Source organism: Kitasatospora sp. MAA4 (assembly GCF_029893355.1).
GTDB lineage: Bacteria > Actinomycetota > Actinomycetes > Streptomycetales > Streptomycetaceae > Kitasatospora.
The window spans coordinates 123,711-145,765 of record NZ_JARZAI010000008.1; the positions used below are offsets into that span (position 1 = coordinate 123,711).

General features: G+C 71.7%; 21 protein-coding genes and 1 pseudogene. 10 read left to right on the forward strand and 12 right to left on the reverse strand.

Annotated features, from left to right (window positions below; translation table 11 throughout):
• Positions 1 to 69: 69 nt before the first annotated feature.
• Positions 70 to 1,164, forward strand: a complete 1,095-nt coding sequence (locus P3T37_RS13300; protein WP_280723776.1) for a Ku protein — start codon at positions 70 to 72, stop codon at positions 1,162 to 1,164.
• Between the two features lie 398 nt (positions 1,165 to 1,562).
• Here P3T37_RS13300 and P3T37_RS13305 read toward each other — a convergent pair whose 3' ends face one another.
• A complete protein-coding gene (locus tag P3T37_RS13305) occupies positions 1,563 to 2,189 on the reverse strand; it encodes a hypothetical protein (RefSeq protein ID WP_280723777.1) in 627 nt (208 codons plus the stop codon).
• Between the two features lie 142 nt (positions 2,190 to 2,331).
• Here P3T37_RS13305 and P3T37_RS13310 point away from each other — a divergent pair, with 142 nt between their 5' ends.
• The 6 genes from P3T37_RS13310 (at position 2,332) to P3T37_RS13335 (ending at position 7,502) form a co-directional block, all read left to right on the forward strand.
• The gene (locus P3T37_RS13310) at positions 2,332 to 3,144 is read left to right on the forward strand and encodes a DUF4253 domain-containing protein (protein ID WP_280723778.1); all 813 of its coding nucleotides are present in this window, start codon (positions 2,332 to 2,334) and stop codon (positions 3,142 to 3,144) included.
• Between the two features lie 240 nt (positions 3,145 to 3,384).
• On the forward strand, positions 3,385 to 3,945 hold the full coding sequence (locus tag P3T37_RS13315; RefSeq protein ID WP_280723779.1) for a hypothetical protein: 561 nt from the start codon (positions 3,385 to 3,387) through the stop codon (positions 3,943 to 3,945).
• 348 nt (positions 3,946 to 4,293) lie between these two features.
• On the forward strand, positions 4,294 to 4,635 hold the full coding sequence (locus tag P3T37_RS13320; RefSeq protein ID WP_280723781.1) for an SseB family protein: 342 nt from the start codon (positions 4,294 to 4,296) through the stop codon (positions 4,633 to 4,635).
• Positions 4,628 to 5,197, forward strand: coding sequence for a hypothetical protein (locus P3T37_RS13325; RefSeq protein ID WP_280723782.1), 570 nt, complete (start codon positions 4,628 to 4,630; stop codon positions 5,195 to 5,197). Before P3T37_RS13320 ends, P3T37_RS13325 begins: the two co-directional genes overlap by 8 nt.
• Complete coding sequence (locus P3T37_RS13330; RefSeq protein ID WP_280723783.1) at positions 5,197 to 6,972, forward strand: putative T7SS-secreted protein; 1,776 nt, start codon at positions 5,197 to 5,199, stop codon at positions 6,970 to 6,972. Before P3T37_RS13325 ends, P3T37_RS13330 begins: the two co-directional genes overlap by 1 nt.
• A gap of 86 nt (positions 6,973 to 7,058) precedes the next feature.
• Positions 7,059 to 7,502: a hypothetical protein gene (locus P3T37_RS13335; protein ID WP_280723784.1), complete on the forward strand. Its 444-nt coding sequence runs from the start codon at positions 7,059 to 7,061 to the stop codon at positions 7,500 to 7,502.
• Between the two features lie 6 nt (positions 7,503 to 7,508).
• Here the strand turns inward: P3T37_RS13335 and P3T37_RS13340 are convergent, their stop codons facing one another.
• From P3T37_RS13340 to ligD, 6 genes and pseudogenes are all read right to left on the reverse strand, one after another.
• Complete coding sequence (locus P3T37_RS13340; RefSeq protein ID WP_280723785.1) at positions 7,509 to 8,063, reverse strand: type VII secretion system-associated protein; 555 nt, start codon at positions 8,061 to 8,063, stop codon at positions 7,509 to 7,511.
• Between the two features lie 56 nt (positions 8,064 to 8,119).
• On the reverse strand, positions 8,120 to 9,937 hold the full coding sequence (locus P3T37_RS13345; RefSeq protein ID WP_280723786.1) for a hypothetical protein: 1,818 nt from the start codon (positions 9,935 to 9,937) through the stop codon (positions 8,120 to 8,122).
• Between the two features lie 319 nt (positions 9,938 to 10,256).
• Complete coding sequence (locus P3T37_RS13350; protein ID WP_280723918.1) at positions 10,257 to 10,802, reverse strand: N-acetyltransferase; 546 nt, start codon at positions 10,800 to 10,802, stop codon at positions 10,257 to 10,259.
• A gap of 69 nt (positions 10,803 to 10,871) precedes the next feature.
• A pseudogene (locus P3T37_RS13355) lies at positions 10,872 to 11,138 on the reverse strand (muconolactone Delta-isomerase family protein); the annotation flags it as partial.
• A gap of 25 nt (positions 11,139 to 11,163) precedes the next feature.
• Entirely contained in the window at positions 11,164 to 11,754 is a 591-nt protein-coding gene (locus tag P3T37_RS13360; RefSeq protein WP_280723787.1) for an amino acid transporter, read from the reverse strand.
• A gap of 28 nt (positions 11,755 to 11,782) precedes the next feature.
• Positions 11,783 to 12,679, reverse strand: coding sequence for a non-homologous end-joining DNA ligase (gene ligD / locus P3T37_RS13365; RefSeq protein ID WP_280723788.1), 897 nt, complete (start codon positions 12,677 to 12,679; stop codon positions 11,783 to 11,785).
• A 94-nt stretch (positions 12,680 to 12,773) separates the two neighbouring features.
• On the opposite strand from ligD, the gene P3T37_RS13370 reads away from it, so the two are divergent.
• On the forward strand, positions 12,774 to 13,802 hold the full coding sequence (locus P3T37_RS13370) for a PHP domain-containing protein (RefSeq protein WP_280723789.1): 1,029 nt from the start codon (positions 12,774 to 12,776) through the stop codon (positions 13,800 to 13,802).
• 39 nt (positions 13,803 to 13,841) lie between these two features.
• On the opposite strand, the gene P3T37_RS13375 is transcribed toward P3T37_RS13370, so the two are convergent.
• Positions 13,842 to 14,627: a GNAT family N-acetyltransferase gene (locus tag P3T37_RS13375; RefSeq protein WP_280723790.1), complete on the reverse strand. Its 786-nt coding sequence runs from the start codon at positions 14,625 to 14,627 to the stop codon at positions 13,842 to 13,844.
• Between the two features lie 143 nt (positions 14,628 to 14,770).
• Here P3T37_RS13375 and P3T37_RS13380 point away from each other — a divergent pair, with 143 nt between their 5' ends.
• On the forward strand, positions 14,771 to 15,598 hold the full coding sequence (locus tag P3T37_RS13380; protein ID WP_280723791.1) for a DUF4389 domain-containing protein: 828 nt from the start codon (positions 14,771 to 14,773) through the stop codon (positions 15,596 to 15,598).
• A gap of 6 nt (positions 15,599 to 15,604) precedes the next feature.
• Positions 15,605 to 16,819 carry a serine hydrolase domain-containing protein gene (locus P3T37_RS13385; protein WP_280723792.1) on the forward strand — a complete coding sequence of 405 codons (1,215 nt, stop codon included), beginning with the start codon at positions 15,605 to 15,607 and terminating at the stop codon, positions 16,817 to 16,819.
• Between the two features lie 28 nt (positions 16,820 to 16,847).
• Here the strand turns inward: P3T37_RS13385 and P3T37_RS13390 are convergent, their stop codons facing one another.
• The 4 genes from P3T37_RS13390 to P3T37_RS13405 form a co-directional block, all read right to left on the reverse strand.
• Positions 16,848 to 17,777 (reverse strand): RluA family pseudouridine synthase, encoded by a 930-nt coding sequence (locus P3T37_RS13390; protein WP_280723793.1) that lies wholly within the window; start codon positions 17,775 to 17,777, stop codon positions 16,848 to 16,850.
• 45 nt (positions 17,778 to 17,822) lie between these two features.
• Positions 17,823 to 19,175, reverse strand: a complete 1,353-nt coding sequence (locus P3T37_RS13395; RefSeq protein WP_280723794.1) for a SufS family cysteine desulfurase — start codon at positions 19,173 to 19,175, stop codon at positions 17,823 to 17,825.
• Entirely contained in the window at positions 19,162 to 20,589 is a 1,428-nt protein-coding gene (locus tag P3T37_RS13400; protein WP_280723795.1) for a family 2B encapsulin nanocompartment shell protein, read from the reverse strand. The genes P3T37_RS13395 and P3T37_RS13400 overlap by 14 nt, the downstream gene beginning before the upstream one ends.
• A gap of 254 nt (positions 20,590 to 20,843) precedes the next feature.
• Positions 20,844 to 21,962 carry a DUF5937 family protein gene (locus P3T37_RS13405; RefSeq protein ID WP_280723796.1) on the reverse strand — a complete coding sequence of 373 codons (1,119 nt, stop codon included), beginning with the start codon at positions 21,960 to 21,962 and terminating at the stop codon, positions 20,844 to 20,846.
• Positions 21,963 to 22,055: the final 93 nt, after the last annotated feature.

Consider the following 22,055-nt stretch of genomic DNA (forward strand, 5'->3'; position numbering starts at 1 on the left):
GCCGGGACGGGAACGAGAGCACCATGGAAGGCACCGGTCAGCACCGGTCAGCACCTGGAGGTAGCGGCTATGGCCAGACCGCTGTGGACGGGAGTGCTCAGCTTCGGGCTGGTCACCGTGCCCATCGCGCTCTATTCCGCCACGGAGTCCCATGGGGTCTCCTTCCGGCAGATCCAGCGCGGCACCGCCGACCGGGTCCGCAACAAGCGGGTCAACGAGCGCACCGGCGAGGAGGTCGCCTTCGGCGACATCGTCAAGGGCTTCGAGCTCGCCGAGGGTGAGTACGTCATCGTGGAGCCCGACGAGCTGGAGCAGATCTCCCCCGGACGGTCCAAGACCATCGAGATCACCGGTTTCGTCGACCTGGACCAGGTCGCGCCGATCTACTTCGACACCACGTACTACATCGGCCCCAAGGGCAAGGAGTACTCCAAGGTCTACCGCCTGCTCCAGCTGGCCATGGAACGGCGGAACAGGGCCGGCCTGGCGATGTTCGCGATGCGCGGGAAGTCCTATCTGACCGCGGTCAAGGCGGAGGGCGGCATCCTGACCGCCCACACGATGCACTTCGCCGACGAGGTCCGCGACCCCCAGCACGAGGTCGACAACCTCCCCGACGAGGACATCGCGGTCTCCGACCTCGAACTCGCGGCGGCCGAGCAGCTCATCGACATGCTCTCCCTGGAGTGGGAGCCCGAGCAGTGGCACGACACCTACAGCGAACAGGTCCGCGAGCTCGTCCAGGCGAAGGCCGAAGGGCGCGAGATCGCGGCCTCCGAGGGCCCGGTCGAGGCGACCAACGTCATCGACCTCATGGACATCCTCAACCGCAGCCTCGCCAACGCCGGTCAGTCACCCGAGGACGCGTCCGACGAAGCCGGCGACAGCCGCAAACCGCCGGCGTCGGCGCGCGCGCCCAAGGGCGCGAGCGGGAAGAAGAGCACCTCCGCCCAGCAGCCTCAGCCCAAGGCCGCAGCCGCGCACAAGACCACCAGCAAGGCCAAGACCGCCAAGTCGGACCTGGACTCGCTCACCAAGGCAGAGCTGTACAAACGCGCCACCGACCTCGACATCCCCCACCGCTCCACCATGACCCGCGACCAACTCCAAGACGCCCTCGAACACACCCCAACCGGACGCGGACGACACCTGCGCAGTGCCTGAATCAGCGGGTTGTGGACAGCGCCAGCTGGTCATCGCCGCCCGAGATCTCCCCACTGCCGTGCCCCATGCGCCTGGGCGGTCGCCCGGGACAGCCAGCTCAGATACCAGTCGCGGAAATCCACGCGACTCCGGTCGCCGGCGTTCCCGAACAGGTGAGCGAGGCAGTCACACGTACGGGCTGCAGAGTTGGATCCGGCCGGCGTGAGGGCGTACAACAGCGACAACAGGGCCTCCTGGCGCGCTCAAGGTCTCGACAACCCCGAGCTGCACCAGAGGCCCTGCCTTCATGCCCGGCACGCGACAAAACCACCCGACCGAGCTGCCGCAATCGGGTATGACAACGGCTTGCCAGGTCACCGAGCCGGAGCCACCCGGAGCCGTTGACCGTGTCCGCGGATTCAGTGCCGAAGGTTCTTCGACCAGTCTCCCCCAAAGCGATAGGCACGGCCGTCACCCACCTGCTTCGTCCCGCCGGGAACGACGTCCCCGTGGTACGGATACTGTTCCGTCACCGCCGCCAGCAGGAACTCCAGGAAGCCGCCCTCGAACAGGTCCCACTCCCGCATCGAGTCGAACTTGGCGGCCACCGGCCACCGGTCCGGGTCCGGGCCCCGCATCAGCCAGAAGAAATGGTCCGAGTTCCAGTTGTTGCCCCACTTCAGCAACCCTTCCTCGGCCGGGAACAACGGGTACGGGCACTCGTCGTAGTCCCCATCCTGGTAGACCTCGGCCAGCCAGGCACAGTATCCGTAGGGCTCCGTCGTGAAGTACAGGAATCCCTCGAAGCCGACTGGTCCACCGACGTAGGGGCCGAGCTCTGTCGATGGTGTGTAGATGTGCAGCTCGTCGCTGATGCTGACCATCCCGTACCGGTCGGCGAACGCCCGGTAGTCCGCGGGCAGCTGGAAACCGAGCACCTCGGGCCCGAGCTCCCACGGGACCGGGACCACTCCGCCCGCAGGCGGCGGCCCGATCACCGCGCCGAGCCGGTCCAGCATCTCCTCGATGTCCACGTCCACTCCCATCAGCCGCCCTTCCCGCCGGAGGCTATCCACCTGCGGTGACACCGGATGCGGCAGGGCCAAGCTCGGCGGTGTCCTGGCACCCGAGCTGTGCGGGAGCTTCTGAGGCCGGAGCTGTCAGATCTCACGACTAACATCCGGCCACATGAACTCTGAACCCCTCTCGTTCGTCGACATTCCCCTCCCACCCGGCCGGATGATCACCTCGGACGAGGGCGACGGAGAGCAGCAGACTCTCTGGCTAAGCGACGGGCCGGTCTCCGCCGGACTGTGGGAGCGGATACACGCCGACCACGCCAGTACGGGCCTGTGGCCGCTGCTTCTCGACTCCAGGGATCCTTTCGACACCGACTTCCGGCCCTGGGGAGCGGGTGAAGTGTTCCCTGAGCGGATGTCCTCGCCCGACACCCACGACCCGGCCGAACTACTTGCGAAGTGGTGGAAGGACTACACCGCCCACGACGAGGACGACGACGTGCTCTCGCCGGAAGAGCGTCTGGCCGTCACCGCCCCCTTCGGCCAACTATGGCCAGGCCTTGCGTCCAGTTCCTCATCACCAATCGATCCGGACGAGATGGCCGCCGAATACGCGGAACACTTCGCCTCCCGCCGGCCGCAGTCGCGGCTGGGACTCGTCGCCGCCGCAACGGGCTCCGACGCGCTCACCGTCGCGGGCTGGGACGGGCCGGTCAACTATGACAACGACACCGCCAAGTTCTCCGCCGTCGTACGCGGCTGGGAGCAGCGCTTCGGTGCACGTGTGGTCGCCGTCGGTCCCGCCACCCTCCACCTGAGTGTCGCCGCACCGCCGACAACGACCGAGGACGCCCAGCTCGTGGCCGCCGAGCACTTCGCCTTCTGCCCGGACAACGTCTGGCAGAACAGCCACCGCAACGCCCTGGCCGCGTACGCGGAGCGGCTGATCGCCACCCACTACTGGGAGTTCTGGTGGGACTGAGCCGCACTGAGCCGTATCGCTGTGCCTGTGTCCGATCAGCTAGAGATCGGAGGAGTCGATCCAGCTGAGCATGGCCACCAGATCCTCCGTCGGCCGGACGTCACCAGTTCAGCACGTGGCTCTGGCGACACATTGGAGGATCGAGTCCCCTCGGCTGGGCCGCCGAGATCGAACGGCTGACACCGGACGGTGCCACACCCGTCGAAGAGTTCTTCCGGCTGCTGGGGGAGTTCCGGCAAGATGCAGAGCAGCAGCAGGCGTTGGGCGCCGCGAAAGTACGGGGAGAGGGCGGAATTGGTGGCTGATCTCCGGTTCAGCTGGGAACTCAGCGGATCCGGCTGGGCGACATGCCGCGTTGCCGACGGATCAGCGGAACGCAAGGACGTCGTCAGCTACTGCACGGATGCTCTTGCCGATTTGCTTGACGGCGTTGCGGATCTCTACGCACCCGGCACCGTCCACAGGTTCTCCTTCGACCTCGAACCGGCCGAGATCAGGTGGGTTCTTCGAGGACTGGGGCGGGATGTGGACATCGAGATCTACAGGTTCCCGGACATGTCGGCGAGCTTCGATGCCCCCGACGACCACGGCGCACTCGTCTGGAGTTCGAGGCAGGACCGAGGCGCCCTGAGCCATGCCGTCGTGGAGGCCGCACAGTCGGTGCTGCGGCTCCACGGTGAAGAGGGTTACCGGGCGAAGTGGGTGCTCCACCCCTTTCCTCTCGCCGCACTGCAAGACCTGCGGCGGCTGCACCTGCGATACGACGGGTGCGACATCCCGCACGACATGCCCCTCCCGTAGGCGGCCGTGCTGATGCATCAACGGAGCGCTCTGCCCCGGTTCCTGCCCTGCAGCTGAAGAGGCCAGGTCCCACTTTCAGGGCACCATGAAGCTCAGACCCGCTGCGGGCCCGACCTGTAGCGGCTTCGTTTCAGGAAGCAATCACTCGCCGTACGGGAAGCGATCTTCGCTCGCTGCCTTCCCGTGCCGGTCAGCTACTCGTCAACACCCCAGCTGGGGGAGCAGTCAAAAGGATCGATGCTGCGGCTGCTTGCGAACCGGGGCGCGCCCCGAGGTGCCTGCCGCGGTGTCTGTGCGATCGAATAGCCTGTCGGGCAGGTGAGGCAGTTGGGAGGGGTCGAGGTGGGGTTGACGGAGCGTCTGGCGGCGCTGCACGCGGGGCTGATTGACGGCCCGGGGATCTTGTCGGAGTTTCGCGCCGCGCTGGTCCTGCTGCCGACGCGTTCGGGCGAGCCGCTGGCGGGGGACGCGGAGGGCGTGCGCTGGTTGTACGCGTTCACCAGCGAGGCGGCACTGGCCCGCTTCGCGTCCGCGCGCGGCATCGACGGCGAGGTGGCGTATCTGACGGTGCGTGGTTCCCGCGTGCTGGATGCGGCCGTTCCCGCACTGGGCGTTGCGGCCGGTGTGGCGCTGGACGTGGCCGGCCCGGCGCCGTTCCTGCTGCCCGCCTCGGCGGTGTCCGGTGGCTGATTCGTACCAGGTCGATCCGAACGCGCTGAAGAACACGGCGAAGGGCATCAACGACGCGGTCGCCGAGCTGAAGACGCTGGGGATCGATGAGAGCGCCGAGGTGGGCCGCGGCTTCTCCAGCCTCTCTTTGACGGGGATGCAGGTCGGCAACGCGGGCCTGCAGTCGGCGCTGGACGACTTCTGCGGCCGGTGGGGTTGGGGGGTTCGCACCCTGGTCCATGACGGCACCGAGATCGCCGACCGGCTGGGCCTGTCGGCGGGCCGGTACTACGACCAGGAGCAGTACGCCTCCGGTGTGATGAAGGACGTGGTCAACGCCGCGATCGGCAACCCGGACCTGACGCAGGAGCAGGTGGAGAAGCAGTCCTGGAGCCAGACCTGGGACAACAACCCGTACACCCAGGTCACCAACCCGGACTACTCGAAGGCGTCGTTCGATCAGGCGGCCGCCGACACCCGCAAGACGTGGGCCGCGGAGGGCAAGGACATCGAGGGCCATGTTCCCGTGCCCGGCCTGCCAGGGGCCTTCATGCCGGCCCCGAAGCCGGGGGGTAAGGGCTGATGGGGTTCCTGGACGACGTCGGCGACGGCCTGGAAGGCCTGTACAAGGACGGCAAGAAGCAGGTCGGCAGGGTCATCGACCAGAACGCCCACACGGTGGGCGGGATGCTCGACTTCGTAGGCCTGCACGACGCGGCGCACACGGTGGACGCCTGGGGCGACAGCGTCGCCGACGACCTCGGCGCGCAGGTCGGGGAGAAGCAGCTCGGGCAGTCCGACGACCCCAAGGACCTGGTCCACGGCGACGCCAAGGCGCTCACCGACACGGCCGCCCACCTGCGCAAGTTCCACGACGCGTTCCAGGAGACCGGCAGCGGCCTGCAGGCGCTGGACTCCTCGCACTGGCAGGGCCAGGCCGCCGACGCCTTCCGCGCCAAGTTCGAGCCGCATCCCGCGCTGTGGCTGACCGCCGCCGACGCGTGCGCGGCCGCCGCCACGGCGCTGGACGGCTTCTCGCAGACCGTCACCTGGGCGCAGGGCCAGGCCAAGCAGGCCATCGACGCGTACAACGCCGCGAAGAAGGCTCACCAGCAGGCCCAGGACGCCTACAACGCGAGCGTCGACAGCTACAACGCCGCCGCCAAGCGGTGGAACGACGCCGCCAAGAGCAACCCCGACCCCGGCCCCAAGCCCACCGATCCTGGCGCCTTCCACGACCCGAGCACCGACCAGCTCACCCACGCCCAGGACCTGCTGCGTGCCGCCCGCGCCGGACGCGACTCCGCCGCCGACAGCGCGGCGAGCGCCCTCAAGACGGCCACCGCCACGGCGCCGACCGCGCCCAGCTTCACCCAGCGGATGAAGCTGGACTCGATGGACCTGGCCGAGGGCGGCGTGATGGGCGGCGCGCACCTGTACGGCGGGATCTTCAAGGGCGCCGCCGACATCGTGAACTTCGGGCGCGGCCTGGACCCGATGGACGTCTACAACATCACCCACCCCGCCACCTACCTCGACCACGTCAACCAGACCGCCGCCGGCCTGGTGCACGCCGACATGCACCCCATCGACGTGGTCAAGTCCCTGGTCGGCTCCGGCTGGGGCTCCGACCCATTCGAGGCCGGCGGCAAACTCCTCACCAACGTCGCCTTCGGCGCCCTGACCGGCGGCAGCGGCGAAGCCGCCACCGCCGCCGAGTCGGTGGGCATCGACGCCAGCAGGAGCGCCGGAGAGAACGCCGCCAAGGACGCTGCCCAGGACGCGGCGCACCCCGCCCCGGCCCCGGCAGCGGTGCCCGCCAACACCGACCCGCTGGCGGTGGCCGTCGACCGGAACGTGGACATCGACGCGATCTCCCACACCCCGGTCTTCCGGGACACCAACGGGCCGCTCTACCGCATGGCCAACCGGCCCCCGGAGCAGGCCTTCAAGGAGGGGTTCGCGCCCCATGACACCGGCAAGACCGACCTGCTGAGGTATGCGAACGGTGGCTACGACTCCGCGTTCGTCGGGACGAGCAAGGTACCCGAGATCAGTGCCAAGTTTCTGCGGCGGTTCCAGTACGAGTTCGACGCTCCCGGCGGTATCGACGTCAACGCCACGCTGGGAGAGCTCTCGCCGCACCCCGGCGAGCAGGAGGTCGTCTTCCCCGGCGGCATCCGCCCGGAGTTCATCAAGGGCGCCTGGGAGATGGGACCCGACGGATCCACACGCATGGCCTGGCACCCGAACCCCGACTACGTCCCGCGTGCGCCCGGGGCACCGCCCCCACCGCCCCCGGCGGCCCCGAACCCGGCCGGACTGCCGCCGGGATGGACCCGTGCCCAAGGCTCCTAGGGGAGCGGACCTCACCGCTCCCCTTCCCTCTCTCGTCCCCCTGTTCTCCCGGTCTCTGGGCCGGGGTAGCCACGGAGGTATCCCCCATGAGTACCGAGTTGCGCAGCGACCGCCCGGACGCCCTGGCCCTGGGGCCGGCAGGTGCGGTGGTCCGCTGCCATGTCAGCTGTCACTGCGACCCCTGGGCCGAGGACGAGCGCGAGATGTACACGGTTCGCGCGCAGGGCCCCTGGGGTGTGGTCGGGAGCACGCGCGGGGACGCCTTCGGCGCGCTCGTGGAGGTGCGGCTGCAGTTGGAGCCGCTGGGATGGCTGCTGGCGCTGGCGGGAGCGCGCAGGGACGTCTGGCCCAGCGGCATGCTGCGCGGGGCGGGTGGTGAGGAGGGTTACCTGCTCCTGCCGCACGCCGTGGGCGGGAACCAGCCGCTGGTGCCGATCTTCGACGACGCTCCGGCTGAGCTCGTCGTCAGTGTCGCCGAGCAGCAGGCCGCCTACAACCAGTGGTTGGAGCAGCGCCGCTCCCGCGCGTGAGACCGCTCAGGCCCCGGCCCGGTCGGAGAGCTCGTCGACCGGCAGGGTCACCGCGATGCGGCTGCCCGGGTTCAGGCACACGTCCAGTCCGGTGACGGCGGTGCCGAGTTCACGGCCGGTCACGGTGATGGTGCCGGGCCAGGTGGACGGCAGGTACTGGGCAGAGGTGCAGGCCTGCAGAACCTTCCGGCCCCCCTCGCCGGCGACCACCTGCGGGCCGACTTCGGCATCGGCCCGCAGCAGCAGCGGCGTGTCGAGCAGCGCGGCGATGAGATCGCCCTCGCTTCCGTGGCCGGTGGCCGCGTTCTGCAGCGCGGCCTCGGCGGCGTTCTGCGGCTCGGGCAGATCCAACGCCCGAGGAGAGGGCTGGTAGTCCGGGTTGTGCTGAAAGCTGAGCACCGTGCCGTCGTGGTCGACCTGCCAGGCCCCGATCACCCCGTACGGCGGCACCGCCCCGTTCGGGTCGAAAGCCGGATCGATGGAGTACAGCCACTGGCCGGGTCGGCTGCGGGCCTGCTCGCGCATGGCCTCGGTCAGCGGCGGTTCGAGCGGGGTCGTCATCACACTTCCGATCGCGTAGGGAAAAGGGGGACGAGGAAGACAGCATGTGCGGGTGATCACGGGGTGATGGCCACGCTCACCAGCCCGTCGGGCAGCAGCGCGAGGACGTGGCCCGCGTCGTCGACCAGGAGATCTCGGGCCGCCGCCCCCAGGCGCAGCTCGACCGTCCTGCCCGGCTCGGCCAGGCAGCATATCCGGATCAGGCCGTCCGCCCAGGCCGAGGCCACGACCAGGCCACGCGGGCCCGCGGCGATGGCGACCGCGGTGACCGGGCACGTGTGCGAGTCCACCGGGTTCGGCATCGGCACGTGGCCCGGCTTCCAAGCCCGAACCAGCCCATCAGCCCCGCCACTGACCAACAGGACCGCCTCCTCGCCGCCCACCGGACCGTGTTCGGGCAGCGGGACACCGTCCAACGCCGTGACCGGCCCGGTGTGCAGCACCTCGCCGGCCCCGCTCGGCAGCCAGTGCACCGAACCGCACCCATCGCCGCGGGCCGGCAGCCAGGCCAGTGCGCTCGCCGCCGACCCGCCCCACGGCTCCGGCTCCGCGCCGAACAGCACCCGCGGCGCACCCGCCTCGTCCAGCGCGGCGAACGTGCCGTCCGACCGGCACACCAGCGAGCGCAGCCGCTTGGGCACCTTCGGCCACCGGGGCGGCGCCTGCGCCCCCGTGACGGCGTCGAGCAGCAACACATCCCCCAGTTCGTCGGCCACCACCACCCACCCCGCATACGGACCCCGGCCCAGCGCGGCCACCACCAACTCCCCCGCCACAACCGCCTGCGCCCGCTCGGGCAAGGTCCACAGCGCCCACCGCGCCTGCCAGCCGACCGTGCTGGAGGTGGGGCGGGCGACCGGGTGGCCGGGCCCCAGCAGGTGGGTTCGCAGCACCTCCGCCCGTACCGACGCCCGCGTCTCGTCGAGCAACGCGGGTGCGGCCCGCCGCCACGCCGTGGCCAGCGGTTCACTGGGCCGGGCCACGAACGCGGCGGTCACGGCGCGCGGACCGGCACGGCTCACGAACGCCGGATCCGCCAACCACGGTGCGTCAGCTCCGCTGCGCACCACGTCCGTCACCAGCAGGCCCAAAAGCCCCGCCTCATCGGCCTGCGGCAGCGCTCCGTCGCCCGAATCAGCAAGGAGGGTGCGGGTGACGACCTCACCGGGCGCCGGCACAGCCGCCCGGTCCTCGTCCCGGACGCCGCTGCCTTCGCCCACCCAGGCGGCCGGCACGAACCAGGAATCCCCGGCGGGGATGAGAGACGGAACCAGCGCGGCGGCCCGCTCCACCACGGCCGCGCCGGCCAGCACCGACCACTGCGCCCGAGTCAACGGCACTCCGGCCCGCGCCAGCGCCAGCACCGCCGCCCGCACCTCGCCCGGCAGCGCCGCCCACCACGCGGCCGCCACCCCACCACGGCCGTCGACTTCCGGGGGGACCAGGGCCGCCAGGCGGGCCAGCCCCGGGTTCGGGTACACCCGGTCCGCGCCGAATGCCTGGTCGCCCGCGAGCTTGCGGTACCAGCGCTCGAACCGGGCCGCATCCGTCCACCGCGGATCATCCAGATCAAGCACCGCCGGAGCCACGGCACCGGCTCCACAACACCCGACCCGCTCCACCACGGCCGCCTCCGCCGCGACCCGCAGGCCGCGAACCGAGGACAGCACGCCCAGCAGCGAGGTGACGATCCGTGCGGGCTCCTCGGCCCGGTCCAGGTCCCACAGGACCAGCAACCGCGGCCCCGGCCGCTCGTCCAGGACCTCCAGCAACTGCTCCACCGTCCGCGCGCTGCCGCCCAGCCGGCGCGACAGCACGGCCACCGTGCCCTCCAGGCCAAGTCCGGCCAGCGACAACGCCACCGCCGGACGCACCGTCCCATCTGCTCCTGGTCCACCGGCGGCCGAGGCCAACCAGCGCAGCAGATGCGACTTCCCGCTCCCCGGCGCACCGGACACCCAGCACAGTGCCGGCGCCCGCTCGTCGGTCAGCCACTCCAAGAGCGCCCGTCCAGCCGCTTGACGGCCCGCCCGAAGCGGCGGAAGCCAGCCAGAATTCCCACCCACCATGCCCCTCCAAACGTGACCGTCAGTCTACGAGCCATCCGGAGCCGGCTCCGCAGAGTCAGGCCATGACTTGAGCGCGAGATCGCGGCCGGGCCGTGGAATCGCAAGCGCACCACCTGCGCAGCGCCTAGGACGCGCACCCCTCCTCTTGGCGGAAGTCGAGCATGTAGAGGACCTTGTCGTAGCGGCAGGTGCCGACAGCGACGAAGTCGGGCAGACGGCCGTATTCGCTGAAGCCCAGCGATCGGTAGAGGTGCAGGGCGTTGCCGTTGTCGCCACGGGCGTCCAGGGTGAGGACCTCGATTCCTGCCCGCCTGGCGTCAGTGATCAAGGCGGCAGTGAGTGCCCGGCCGATGCCGTGACCATGGGCAGCGGCATCCACCGCGATCTTCTCCAGGTCGGCGTGCGGGCGATGGGTCGGTCGCGCGTAGCGCAGCCAGTACCCCAGCCCGACCAGCTGACGGTCGAGGTAAGCGGCACGCAGGGCTGCATCACCGGCGTTCGCCGCGGAGACGACATGGTCGAGGAGTTTCGACACCTCATCGCGCGACGGAGGTTCGACCCAGCCAAGTGCAGCACCTGCACGGACCAGGTCAGTCAGGATCTTGTGGGCCGACTCCGCAAACCGGGCCGCAAGGTCCGGATCGGACGTCAGCTCCGTGGCGTCGAGGATGAGAGGCTCACGGGTTCCACCGCTGGTGGTCGGCGCGCCCTGAGGCCCCTGGGCGGGGTCGCTCGGGTGCGGCGAGAGCGGGGTGACCTCGTCGGTGCGCCACACGCGCAGCGGCATGGAGGCCAGGACCTCCTCCAGCTGCCCGGCGTCGGCGGCGCTGAAGAGGCCGAGGGTGCGCCACTCGCCCGGTTGCAGCGGTGGGCGCCACAGGCGCAGCAGGTGGCCCTGTGCCGCGAGTTCACGCGCGCGGGCGGCCTCGCGGGCGCGGATGTCCGCGACGGCTTGCTCCGAGGTCCCGTCCGGGACGCGGGTGGTCATCGTGACGAGGAACTCCATGCCCCCAGTCTCCCCCTCGGCGGACTCACCGCTGCGCGAGCTCGGCCAGCCAGTGGTGCGGCTCCGCTCCCGGCGGGCCGAGGCGCGGGGTCAGCCAGGCGCGCTGCTCGGCGGTCAGCAGCGGGGCCAGCGCCCGGAAGTCCAGGTCGTCCTTGTCCCGGCCGTCGCGGGACTTGAACAGCAGGACCACCTCGGGGGAGAGGTAGGGCAGGCCGCCGGAGCCGGTCCAGGTGAGCCCGGTCAGCGGGCGGCGGGAGTTCCGGCCGCGGTGGAACACCCAGTCCGGCCCCTCCGTCCGGGCCACCAGGATCTCCACCTCCGCCGGGCCGTCGACCAGGCTGAGGGTCTCGCGTCCCGGCTCGACCGGCTGCGGGTGTGTCCATGGGCGGCGCTCGCCGGTGCGCCGGTCGGTGAGCAGCAGGCCGCGGTCGGCGAAGGTCTCGGCGAGGAGGGCCAGTTCGCGGTCCAGCACCAGCACGTCCACGTCGGAGTGCGGCCGCCGCACCCGTCCGACGTGCAGGTCCACGGCCCAGCCGCCCGCGACCCACCAGGAGCCGGGGTAGTCGGCGAAGAGGCCGGTGACCGCGGTGAGTTGCGTCTCTGCTTCGAAATCCATTAGTACAATATGACATACCAGTCTGCCGCTAGGTCGGCAGCCTCCCGGCCGCCGCCGGATCCGTCAGGCCCGCCTGAAGGTCGCCGTCCTTGCCGACCCGCGCGGCGACCTGCTCCGGGGTGAAGGCCAGCTCCTCGGCTCGTCCGCAGTCCGCTACCTCGGACCAGGCCAGCGGGGTGGAGACGCCCGGCTCGGCTCCGGCCCGCAGCGAGTAGGCGGCGGCGGTGGTCTTGGCACTGCTGTTCTGCGACCAGTCGACGAAGACCCGGTCGGGCCGCAGCTGCTTGGCCATCCGGTCGACCACCAGCCCGGGGTGCGCCTGGCGCAGTCGCCGGGCCAGCTCGCGCGCGTAGTCGCCGACCTGCCCGGCGGGCGTCGCGACCAGCGCGACGGTCAGGTGCAGGCCCTTGCTGCCGGTGGTCTTCGGGTAGGCCGCCAGACCGTCCGCGGCCAGCAGTTCGCGCGCGGCCAGCGCGACCGCGCAGCACTCCACCACGGTCGCCCCCGGGCCGGGGTCCAGGTCGACGATCAGGCGGTCGTGGGTGCGCGGCGCGAGGCGCCACTGCGGGACGTGGACCTCCAGGCAGCCGAGGTTGGCCGCCCAGAGCAGGGTGGGCAGGTCGGCGACCACGACCTGGTGCAGCGTCTCGTGGTGGTGCTCGACGTCCAGCCCGCGCACCCAGGCCGGTGCGCCCGGCGGGACGCGCTTGGCCCAGAACCGCTGGCCCTCCACGCCTTCGGGCATCCGCAGGAAGCTGGCCGGCCGGTCCAGCAGATGCGGCAGCATGGCGGGGCCGACCTGCGCGTAGTAGTGCAGCACGGCGGCCTTGCTGAAGCCGGTCCGCGGGTAGAGGACGCGGTCCAGGTGGGTCAGCCGCAGGCGGCGGCCCTCGACCTCGGTGACGGCGGCATTGGGGTCGGGCATACCTCCATCGCACGTCCTCGGCCGCTCCCGCGCACCCCGTGCGCTGCGGTCGGGGCGGGATCGGGTTCATGCTGGACCTTGGAGGTGCTGCCCGATGGACCCGATCGACGCGCTGGAGCGGATCGCCTTCCTGCTGGAACGGGAGCACGCGTCGACCTACCGCGTCCAGGCCTTCCGCCACGCGGCCGGGGTGCTGGCCGGGCGCTCCGATCTGCCGCGCACCGCCGCAGGCCTGACCGCGCTGCCGGGCATCGGCCCCAAGACCGCCGCCGTCGTCACCGAGGCGCTCGCCGGCCGCACGCCCCGCTACCTGGCCGAGCTGGAGGAGCGCGCGAGCACGCCGCTCGCCGAACTCGACGACGCCGGCCAGCGCCTGCTCGACGCACTGCGCGGCGACTGCCACCTGCACTCCGTCTGGTCCGACGGCGGCAGCCCGATCGAGGCGATGGCGCACACGGCCCGCCTGCTCGGCCACGAGTGGGCGGTGCTGACCGACCACTCGCCGCGACTGACCGTGGCCAACGGCCTGAGCGCCGGGCGGTTGCGCGAGCAGCTGACCGTGGTCGCCGAGGTCAACGCGCGGCTCGCGCCGTTCCGGCTGCTCACCGGCATCGAGTGCGACATCCTGGACGACGGCTCGCTCGACCAGGACGAGGACCTGCTCGCCGAACTCGACGTGGTGGTCGCCTCGGTGCACTCCAAGCTGCGGATGCCGCCCGCCGCGATGACCCGCCGTCTGGCGACCGCCGCGTCCGACCCGCTGGTGGACGTGCTCGGGCACTGCACGGGCCGGTTGATCGCGCAGGACAACCCGCGCCCCGAGTCGCAGTTCGACGCGGCCGCGGTCTTCGCGGCCTGTGTGGAGCACCGGACGGCGGTGGAGATCAACTGCAGCCCCAAGCGGCTCGATCCGCCGATGCGGCTGCTGCGCCAGGCCGAGCAGGCCGGCTGCCTCTTCTCGCTGGACACCGACGCGCACGCGCCGGGCCAGCTGAGCTGGCAGCCCTACGGGTGCGCCCGGGCGGCGCAGGCCGGCCTGCCGCCCGAGCGGGTGATCACCACCTGGACGGCCGACCAGCTGCTCGCCTGGACCGACACCGGCCGTCTGCCGAAGGCAGCCTGACACTATGTCAGATCGAGGCGGCACCCCCAGTGCGCCGCGTCAGGGGCGGTAGAGGTAGGGGGTCGTGGTGGCGAGGAGGGTGAAGCCGAGGCGTTGCAGGATCGGGCGGCTCTGGTCGGAGGCGTCGACCTGGAGGTAGTCGTAGCCGCGCTCGGCGGCGATCGCGGCACGGTAGGCGATCAGTGCGCGGTAGATGCCGCGGCCGCGCCAGGGCGCCGCAGTGCCGCCGCCCCACAGCCCGGCGAACCGCGTGCCCGGCGCCAGCTCCATCCGGGCCGCGCTCACCGGCCGGTCGCCGGCCATCGCGACGACCGCGACCACGCTCTCGGGCGCCTCGGCGAGCTGCTTGAGCAGGGTCCCCCGGACGCGGGCCGCACCGCTGCCGAACGCCTCCTCGTGGACCTCCGCCACCAGGTCGACGCCGGCCGGATCGGTCACCCGTACCAGCCGCACACCCTCGGGCGGCTCGACTGCGGTCGGCAGCTCGCCGGTGCGGGCGACCATCAGCGCCTCGGCGGGCTCGGGCGTGAAGCCGGCTGCCGTCAGCCGGTCCCCGAGGTCGGCCGGCCGGTCGTGGGAGTAGAGCTTCCACTCGAACTCCTGCCCCCGCGCGGTGAAGTGCGCGACCTGGGCCGCGATCGCCGCCGGCGCGCTCGCCCGGTCCAGGTCCGACCAGAGCACCCCGACCCACCCGCCGTCCGCGCCGTCCGCGCTGACCTGCCGCACCACGCCGCCGTCCCGCTCGACCCGCGCGCCGGGCCGGTTGGGCCGCGCCTCCCGCCGCATCTCGCGGTCGAACAGTGCCAGCACCTCGTCCTTGTCCATACCCCTACTCCAGCACAGGCCGCGGGCGGTCGGCCCCGGCGCCACCTGGACGGCCCTGAAATCAGGCCGCCGCCCGCCGGGCCTGCCAGCGTGGGGCATGGACGGCAGGTCTGACGGTGGACGACGAGACGGAGGAACAGGACATGGCTGCACCAGGCGGATGGAGCGTGCCGATCGAGACCGGGCCGGTGGAGTGGCTGCCGGTGCTCGACATCCCCGAGCCCGGGCGCCAGCGCCGGCTCACCGTGCTGCTGCGCCTGCTGATGCTGCTGCCGCACTTCGTCGTCCTGTTCGTGCTCTCGTTCGTGGCGACCCTGGCGGCCATCGTCGGGTGGTTCGCCGCGCTGGTCACCGCCGAGCTGCCCGAGCCGATCGCCCGCTTCCTGGCCGGGTACGTCGGCTACTACCTGCGGGTGGGGGCGAGCGCGGCGCTGCTGGTGGACAGCTACCCGCCGTTCTCGCTGACCGCGCCCGCCGGCTACCCGGTGCAGATCGAGCTGCGCCCGGGGCGGCTGAACCGCCTGGCCGTGCTGTTCCGGATCATCCTGATGTTCCCCGCGGCGGTCATCGAGAGCCTGGCCACCGGCGGCTGGTTCGCCGTGTCGGTGCTGATCTGGCTCTGGGTGCTGATCGCCGGCCGGATGCCCCGGCCGCTCTTCGAGGCGACCGCCGCCATCGCGCGCTATGCGTTCCGGCTGCACGCGTACGGGCTGATGCTGACCTCGGCCTACCCCAAGAGGCTGTTCGGCGACGGTCCGCCGGACCCGCGGGTGGAGGTCCGTTCCGCGACGAGCCCGCTGCGGCTCAGCAGCGCCGGCGCGGCGCTGCTGGTGCTGTTCCTGGTGCTCGGGCTGGCGAGCAACCTCGCCGAGTCCCTCACGAGCGGCAACGACAACGACACGTCCTCGTCCGCCGAACGGAGGACCGCGCCGAGTGTCATGCCGGATTTGCCCCGGTACGTCCGCACATAGTGCGGCATGACACGCACCAGAGCGGCCCTGGCCCTCACCGCCGCCACGATGATCGCCACCAGCCTTCCGAGCACCGCGGGCGCCGCCGCCCTCTCGGGCGCCCCGCACGACCCGCACGCCTGCGTCCGCTCCGAGCCGCAGGGCGGGCCGGGCAGGACCGTGCTCGACATCGCCCGGCAGGCGAAGGACCAGTACGGCCTGAAGTCGGTGATCCTCAAGGTCACCCGCGACGGCCACGACCTCGCCACCTCCGCGCTCGGCGAGTCCATGACGGGCGTACCGGCCGAGCCGGACATGCACTTCCGGGCCGGTTCGGTGGGCATCGCCTACATGGGCACGATGCTGCTGCAGCTGGTGGACGAGCACGTGGTGAGCCTCGACGACCCGATCTCGCGCTGGCTGCCGGACGTGCCGCACGCCGACCAGATCACCCTGCGGATGCTCGGCTCCAGCACCTCGGGCCTGCACGACTACGTCACCGACCCGGCCTTCCTCGCCGAGCTGGAGGCCCACCCGTTCCGCCACTGGACCGACGACGACGTGCTCGCCTACCCCTTCAGCCACGACCTCTGGTACGACCCGGGTACCAACTGGAGCTACTCGCACGGCAACTTCGTGCTGCTCGGCGAGGCCCTGGAGCGGATCACCGGCATCCCGCTGGACAAGCTGATGGAGCAGCGCGTGACGGGCCCGCTCGGGCTGCACAACACGCAGAACAACTTCACGCCCGACATCCCGGCCCCGGTGCTGCACTCCTTCACCTCGGAGCGCGGCAAGTACGAGGAGTCCACCTTCTGGAACCCGTCCTGGACGACCGCGCGGGGCGCCGTGATCACCACCGACATCTGCGACCTGGCCCGCTCGGCGCAGGCCATCGGCACCGGCGAACTGCTCTCGCCGGCCGGCTTCCAGACCCAGCTCAACCCGGGCACGGTCGGCCTCGGCGGGCCCACCGACAAGTGCCCGGCGACGGTGTGCCTGCACAACACCGAGGCGCTGCACTTCGGCTTCACCGTCCTGGTGGAGAACGGCTGGATCCTCCAGAACCCGTCCTTCTCCGGGTACGCGGCGATCCAGGCCTATCTGCCGAGTAAGTGCCTGTCCATCGCGGTCTCCACCACCAAGGGCCCCGACTCGCCCGACGGCAACACGGCCGAGGCGATCGCCGCGCAGATCGCCGCCGCCTTCGCGCCGGACAACCCGATCCCCACTGGCAGCTGAGGGGACGGCAGGCCTGGGGCGAGAGGGCCTACCTCTCGCCCCAGGCCTGGAGGCTGCGCCTGCTGGTGAAGCGGTGCTGCTCGCCGGTCACCGGGTCGGTGAACTCCAGCTGCCGGGCGAGCAGTTGCAACGGGTGGCTGAAGTCCTCCGGCGCGCCGGCGTCCAACAGGACGGGGTAGACCGGATCGCCGAGCAGCGGCAGGCCCAGGCTGCTCATGTGCAGCCGCAGTTGGTGGGTGCGCCCGGTCAGCGGCAGCAGCCGGTAGCGGCCCAGCGTGCCGCGGCGCTCGATCAGCTCGATCCGGCTCTCGCTGTTGGGCTCGCCGGCCACCTCCTGGGCGGCGATCACGCCGCGCTCCTTGAGGATCCGGCTGCGGACGGTGCGCGGCAGGGCGAGCGCGGGGTCGTACGGCGCGATCGCCTCGTACTCCTTGCGCACCAGGTGGTCGCGGAAGAGCGTCTGGTACGCCCCGCGGTACTCGGGGGCGACGACGAACATCACCAGTCCCGCGGTCAGCCGGTCCAGCCGGTGCGCGGGGCTGAGCGCGGGCAGGTCCAGGTCGCGGCGCAGCCGGGCCAGCGCCGTCTGGGTCACGTGCCCGCCGCGCGGCATGGTGGCCAGGAAGTGCGGCTTGTCCACCACCAGCAGCCGCTCGTCGCGGTACAGCACGTCGATGCCGAACGGGACGGGCACCTCGTCCGGCAGGTCGCGGTGGAACCACAGGTAGCCGTCGGGCCGGAACGGTGCGTCCGGCGCCAGCGGGCCGTCCACGCCGACGAACCGGCCCTCGCGCAGCATCGCCTCCACCTGACCGGCCAGCCGCTCGGGGAAGTGGTCCAGCAGATACGCACGGACGGTCGGCCAGGGCCCCTCGCCCGGCAGCCGCAGCCGCACCGGGTCGATCCCGTCGCGCTGCGGCAGTGGTGCGGGGGGCAGCGTGGGCCGGCGGCGTCTCATATCGAGTCCAGCCTAACCTGCGGCTTTTCGCCGCCGGCCCACCTCTCAGGCGGCGGCCTGGATCTCGTGCAGGGCGGCTACCAGGGCGTCCACGTCCTGAACCGTGTTGTACAGCGCCAGCGAGGCCCGCGCCGCGCTCTGCAGGCCGAAGGCGGCCAGGGCGGGCTGTGCGCAGTGGTGTCCCGCGCGCACCGCGATGCCCTGCTGGTCGAGTGCCCCGGCCACCGCCATCGGGTCGGTCCCGGCGAGCAGGAACGTCAGCACGCCGATCCTCCCCGGCGCGTCGCCGATCAGCTGAAGTCCGGGGACGGTGGCCAGCAGGCCGAGCGCGTAGGCGGTGAGCTGCTCCTCGTGCGCGGTGGCGGCCTCCCGGTCCAGCCCGGCCAGGTACCGCAGGGCGGCCCCGAGTCCGGCGACCCCGGCGATGTGGCCGGTTCCCGCTTCGAGTCGGTGCGGGATCGGTGCGTACGTGGTCTCCCCGAAGCTCACCGAGTCGATCATGTTGCCGCCACCCTGCCACGGCGGCATCGCCTCCAGCAGCTCGCGCTTGCCGAAGAGCACCCCGATCCCGGTCGGGGCGAAGATCTTGTGCCCCGAGAAGGCGTAGAAGTCGGCGTCCAGCTCGGTGACGTCCACCGGGAAGTGGCTTACCGCCTGGGCGCCGTCGACCAGCACCTTGGCGCCGTACCGGTGGGCGAGCGCGGTCATCTCGGCCACCGGCGGGACGGTCCCCAGCACGTTGGAGGCGTGGGTCAGCGCGACCAGCCTGGTCCGGGAGCCGAGCAGGTCCCGGTAGGCGTCCTGGTCGAGCCGGCCGTCGGGCAGCAGCGGGATCGGGCGGATCCGCGCCCGGCGCTCGGCGGCGATCAACTGCCAGGGCACCAGGTTGGAATGGTGCTCCGCCGCCGAGACCAGGATCTCGTCGCCCACGCCCAGGTTGGCGCGACCCCAGCTCTGCGCCACCAGGTTGACGGCCTCGGTCGTGCCGCGGACGAAGACGATCTCGCCCTCGTCCCGGGTGCCGAGCAGCTCGGCCGCGGCCTGGCGGCCCTCCTCGTAGACCTGGGTGGCCTGCTTGGCCAGGGTGTGCGCGCCGCGGTGGACGTTGGAGGTCTCCCTCGCGTAGTGCTCGGAGACGGCCTCGACGACCTGGCGGGGCTTGAGCGTGGTGGCGCCGTTGTCCAGCCAGACCAGCGGACGGCCGTTCACCTCCCGGTGCAGCTGCGGGAAGTCGCGCCGGACCGCCTCGACGTCGAAGCCGCTGGGAGCTGTCGTCGACGTGGGTGGTTGGGCCGACTGCTGCTGCGGCAGCCAGTACCGCGGGCCGCCCGCCGCGTGGGCGAGCGCCGCCGGCAGCGGGCGGGGGGTCGGCTGGGGGAATCCGTCAGGAGTAGTCATAGTAGTTCGACACCTCGACGTTCTGGAGCACGGCGATGGCGTCGTCCACCAGCGCGGCGGTCGAGAAGTAACTCGTCACCAGGTACGAGGTGATGGCCTGGTGGTCGACGCCCATCGCCTTCACCGACAGGCCCGGCTCCACCTCGTCCGGCACCTTCGACGGGCGCAGGCCCACCACGCCCTGCTCGGCCTCGCCGACCCGCATCAGCAGGATGTTGGTCGTGCCGGGCGCCGAGTCGCCCGAGCCCTTGAGGTCGAGCTTGTCGGAGGGCAGCAGCGGCACACCGCGCCAGGTCAGGAACGGGCTGCCGAAGAGCTCCACGATCTGCGGCGGCACCCCGCGCCGGGTGCACTCGCGCCCGAACGCGGCGATCGCCCGCGGGTGCGCCAGGAAGAACGCGGGCTGCTTCCACACCCGGGCGAGCAGCTCGTCCATGTCGTCCGGTGTCGGCGCGCCCCTGCGGGTGTGCACCCGCTGGCCGGGCGCGACGTTCCTGAGCAGCCCGTACTCGGCGTTGTTGATCATCTCCCACTCCTGGCGCTCGCGCAGCGCCTCGGCGGTCAGCCGCAGCTGCGCCTGGACCTGGTCGATCGAGGAGTTGTAGATGTCGGCGACCCGGGTGTGCACCTTCAGTACGGTCTGCGCGATGCTCAGCTCGTACTCGCGGGGGCTCTCCTCGTAGTCCACGAAGGTCTGCGGCAGGTGGGGCTCGCCGCTGTGGCCGGAGGTCAGGTCGATCGGGTGCTCGCGGTCGGCCGGGCCCTGCCCGTCGGCGGCGTAGGCGTCCAGCTGGGCGCGCAACGCGGGTTCCCGGTCGGCGAGTTCGGTGAGCATCCGGTGGTCGAGCGAGAGCACGGTGCACGGCGTGGACGCCCTGACCTGGTACGGCATCGGCTCGCCGTGCACCCAGGCGGCGACGTCGAAGAAGTCCCCGTCGCCGAGCATGGCGAGCAGGGCGTCCTCGCCGTACTGGCCGGTGGCGCGCTTCTCGGCGCGGCCGAGGGCGATGACGTGCAGTTGCCCGGCCGGCGAGTCGGCGTCGGCGATCAGCTCGCCGGCCCCGACCTCGCGCTGCACGAAGCCCCCGGCCAGGGCGTTCAGCACCGGGCTCTCCAGCTCGCTGAGGAAGGCGATCTCGCGCAGGTCCTCGGCGATCACCTGGGCGGCGCCGCTGCCGTCCGCGTAGGTGCTGATCAGCCCGTCGCCGAGGATGAAGCCGCGGCGGCGGTTGACCCGGTAGACGCCGGCCTCCAGGTCCACCCAGGGCAGCGCGCGCAGCAGGTAGCGGGGGGTGATCCCGAGCATCTGCGGCGCGGTCTTGGTGGTGGTGGCCAGGTTCCTGGCGGCGGAGGTGCTCAGGCTCCGCTGGCTCTGCTGACTGGGCTGACTCTGCTGCGTGATCTCGGTGGTCATGGCTGGTCCCTGTCCTCGGCTCGATGACATGACGAAGCGTCAAAAGGTCGACGGCAGGCGGGGGATAGGCGCCCCGCCCGGTCGCCAGACAGGATTCTTGCGAGACCGTCGCGCCGATGTAAGGCATGTTCGAATGCACCGGTGGAGACCGCGATGCAAGGCCGGACGGGTGCCGCGCGAAACTCACTCGTAGGAGTGAATTGGGCCATAAGCAGCAGTGATGTGTTCGAAAGATTCCCTTGGGAACGTCCCGGTCAGCGCAGGATCCCCTCCAGGAAGTCGCTGCCCAGCCGGGCGACCACCGTCAGGTCCAGCTGGTGGAGCACATAGCGGCCGCGCCGACGCGTGGTGAGCAGCCCGGCCTTCTTCAGGACGGCGAGATGCCGGGAGACCTCGGGCGCGCTGAGGTCGTGCGAGGCCGCCAACTCGGTGGTGGTGAAGGCGGATCGGGCCAGGTAGCGGCAGAGCCGGATCCGCATCGGGTGCGCGAGGGCCTCCAGTCGCAGCGTGAGCAGCTCCAGGGAGCGGGGGCCCGGCAGTTCGGGCGCGGCGGCCGGATACTGGACCACCGGTCGCCAGCCCGGCGCGCGCAGCATCCACAGGTGGGGCCAGCCGAAGGAGGACGGCACGAAGGTGACGCCCGGGCCGACGGCCGGGTCGAGCGCGGTCGCACGGCCGTCGCTGAGCTTGTCGACGCGGATCCGCGACCCGCCGTCCGCCGGCGCCACGGCGGCCGACACCTCGGCCAGCGTCTCGGCCAACCCCCTGCGGCGCAGCAGCTCCGTCTTGTTCCGGGCGTCGGCGGCGAGTTGGACGCGCACCCGCTGCCAGACGTCGTCGAAGAACGCCTCGGCGCAGTCCTCGAACAGGCGGCGGATCCAGGCCCGTACGGCCGGCGGGTCCTCCAGCAGCCGCTTGGCGAAGTCCACCTGCCGGGGGCCGCGCACGGTGGCACGCTCCAGGGCCTGCGTGCGGGCCTCGGCGTTCAGCAGCGGGGACGGGCCGCCCCGGCCGTAGCCGCTGTGGCAGGAGATCTCCAGGGCGGCCTCGACGAAGCGGGCGTCGTCCAGGCGGTCCAGCAGGTCCAGGTCCTCGGCGAGCGTGGCGCCCGGGCGGCCGAGCGCGTCCGGCAGCGCGGCGAACGGCATCGAGATGTCGGAGGAGGTGGAGCCCCACAGGAAGTCGGCCTCGCAGAGCCGGTCCGCCAGGTCCGGCCGCAGGGCGGCGTTGGTCGCGGTGGTCCAGCCGTGCAGCCCGGGGTGGTGCCCCGGCTCGGCCAGGACGTGCAGGGCGGCGCACAGTTCGGCCAGCGGCGACGGACTGAAGACCAGCTGCTCGGGCGGGAGTCCCGCGATGTCTATGGTCACGCTCATGGGTTCATGATGCCTGGCATCGCTGCAGGTCGGGCCGGGCGGGCCGTCGATTGACAGTCCTGGTCAATCGACGCGACGGGCCCACGCCGGGCG

What these genes read in the sequence shown, in the direction of transcription:
- P3T37_RS13370 (WP_280723789.1), top strand. Translation starts at nt 12,774, where the DNA reads ATGGACCCGATCGACGCGCTGGAGCGGATCGCCTTCCTGCTGGAACGG.
- P3T37_RS13380 (WP_280723791.1), top strand. Translation starts at nt 14,771, where the DNA reads ATGGCTGCACCAGGCGGATGGAGCGTGCCGATCGAGACCGGGCCGGTG.
- P3T37_RS13335 (WP_280723784.1), top strand. Translation starts at nt 7,059, where the DNA reads ATGAGTACCGAGTTGCGCAGCGACCGCCCGGACGCCCTGGCCCTGGGG.
- P3T37_RS13300 (WP_280723776.1), top strand. Translation starts at nt 70, where the DNA reads ATGGCCAGACCGCTGTGGACGGGAGTGCTCAGCTTCGGGCTGGTCACC.
- P3T37_RS13310 (WP_280723778.1), top strand. Translation starts at nt 2,332, where the DNA reads ATGAACTCTGAACCCCTCTCGTTCGTCGACATTCCCCTCCCACCCGGC.
- P3T37_RS13405 (WP_280723796.1), bottom strand. Translation starts at nt 21,962, where the DNA reads ATGAGCGTGACCATAGACATCGCGGGACTCCCGCCCGAGCAGCTGGTC.
- P3T37_RS13330 (WP_280723783.1), top strand. Translation starts at nt 5,197, where the DNA reads ATGGGGTTCCTGGACGACGTCGGCGACGGCCTGGAAGGCCTGTACAAG.
- P3T37_RS13305 (WP_280723777.1), bottom strand. Translation starts at nt 2,189, where the DNA reads ATGGGAGTGGACGTGGACATCGAGGAGATGCTGGACCGGCTCGGCGCG.
- P3T37_RS13390 (WP_280723793.1), bottom strand. Translation starts at nt 17,777, where the DNA reads ATGAGACGCCGCCGGCCCACGCTGCCCCCCGCACCACTGCCGCAGCGC.
- P3T37_RS13395 (WP_280723794.1), bottom strand. Translation starts at nt 19,175, where the DNA reads ATGACTACTCCTGACGGATTCCCCCAGCCGACCCCCCGCCCGCTGCCG.
- P3T37_RS13360 (WP_280723787.1), bottom strand. Translation starts at nt 11,754, where the DNA reads ATGGATTTCGAAGCAGAGACGCAACTCACCGCGGTCACCGGCCTCTTC.
- P3T37_RS13400 (WP_280723795.1), bottom strand. Translation starts at nt 20,589, where the DNA reads ATGACCACCGAGATCACGCAGCAGAGTCAGCCCAGTCAGCAGAGCCAG.
- P3T37_RS13340 (WP_280723785.1), bottom strand. Translation starts at nt 8,063, where the DNA reads ATGACGACCCCGCTCGAACCGCCGCTGACCGAGGCCATGCGCGAGCAG.
- ligD (WP_280723788.1), bottom strand. Translation starts at nt 12,679, where the DNA reads ATGCCCGACCCCAATGCCGCCGTCACCGAGGTCGAGGGCCGCCGCCTG.
- P3T37_RS13315 (WP_280723779.1), top strand. Translation starts at nt 3,385, where the DNA reads ATGCAGAGCAGCAGCAGGCGTTGGGCGCCGCGAAAGTACGGGGAGAGG.
- P3T37_RS13375 (WP_280723790.1), bottom strand. Translation starts at nt 14,627, where the DNA reads ATGGACAAGGACGAGGTGCTGGCACTGTTCGACCGCGAGATGCGGCGG.
- P3T37_RS13385 (WP_280723792.1), top strand. Translation starts at nt 15,605, where the DNA reads ATGACACGCACCAGAGCGGCCCTGGCCCTCACCGCCGCCACGATGATC.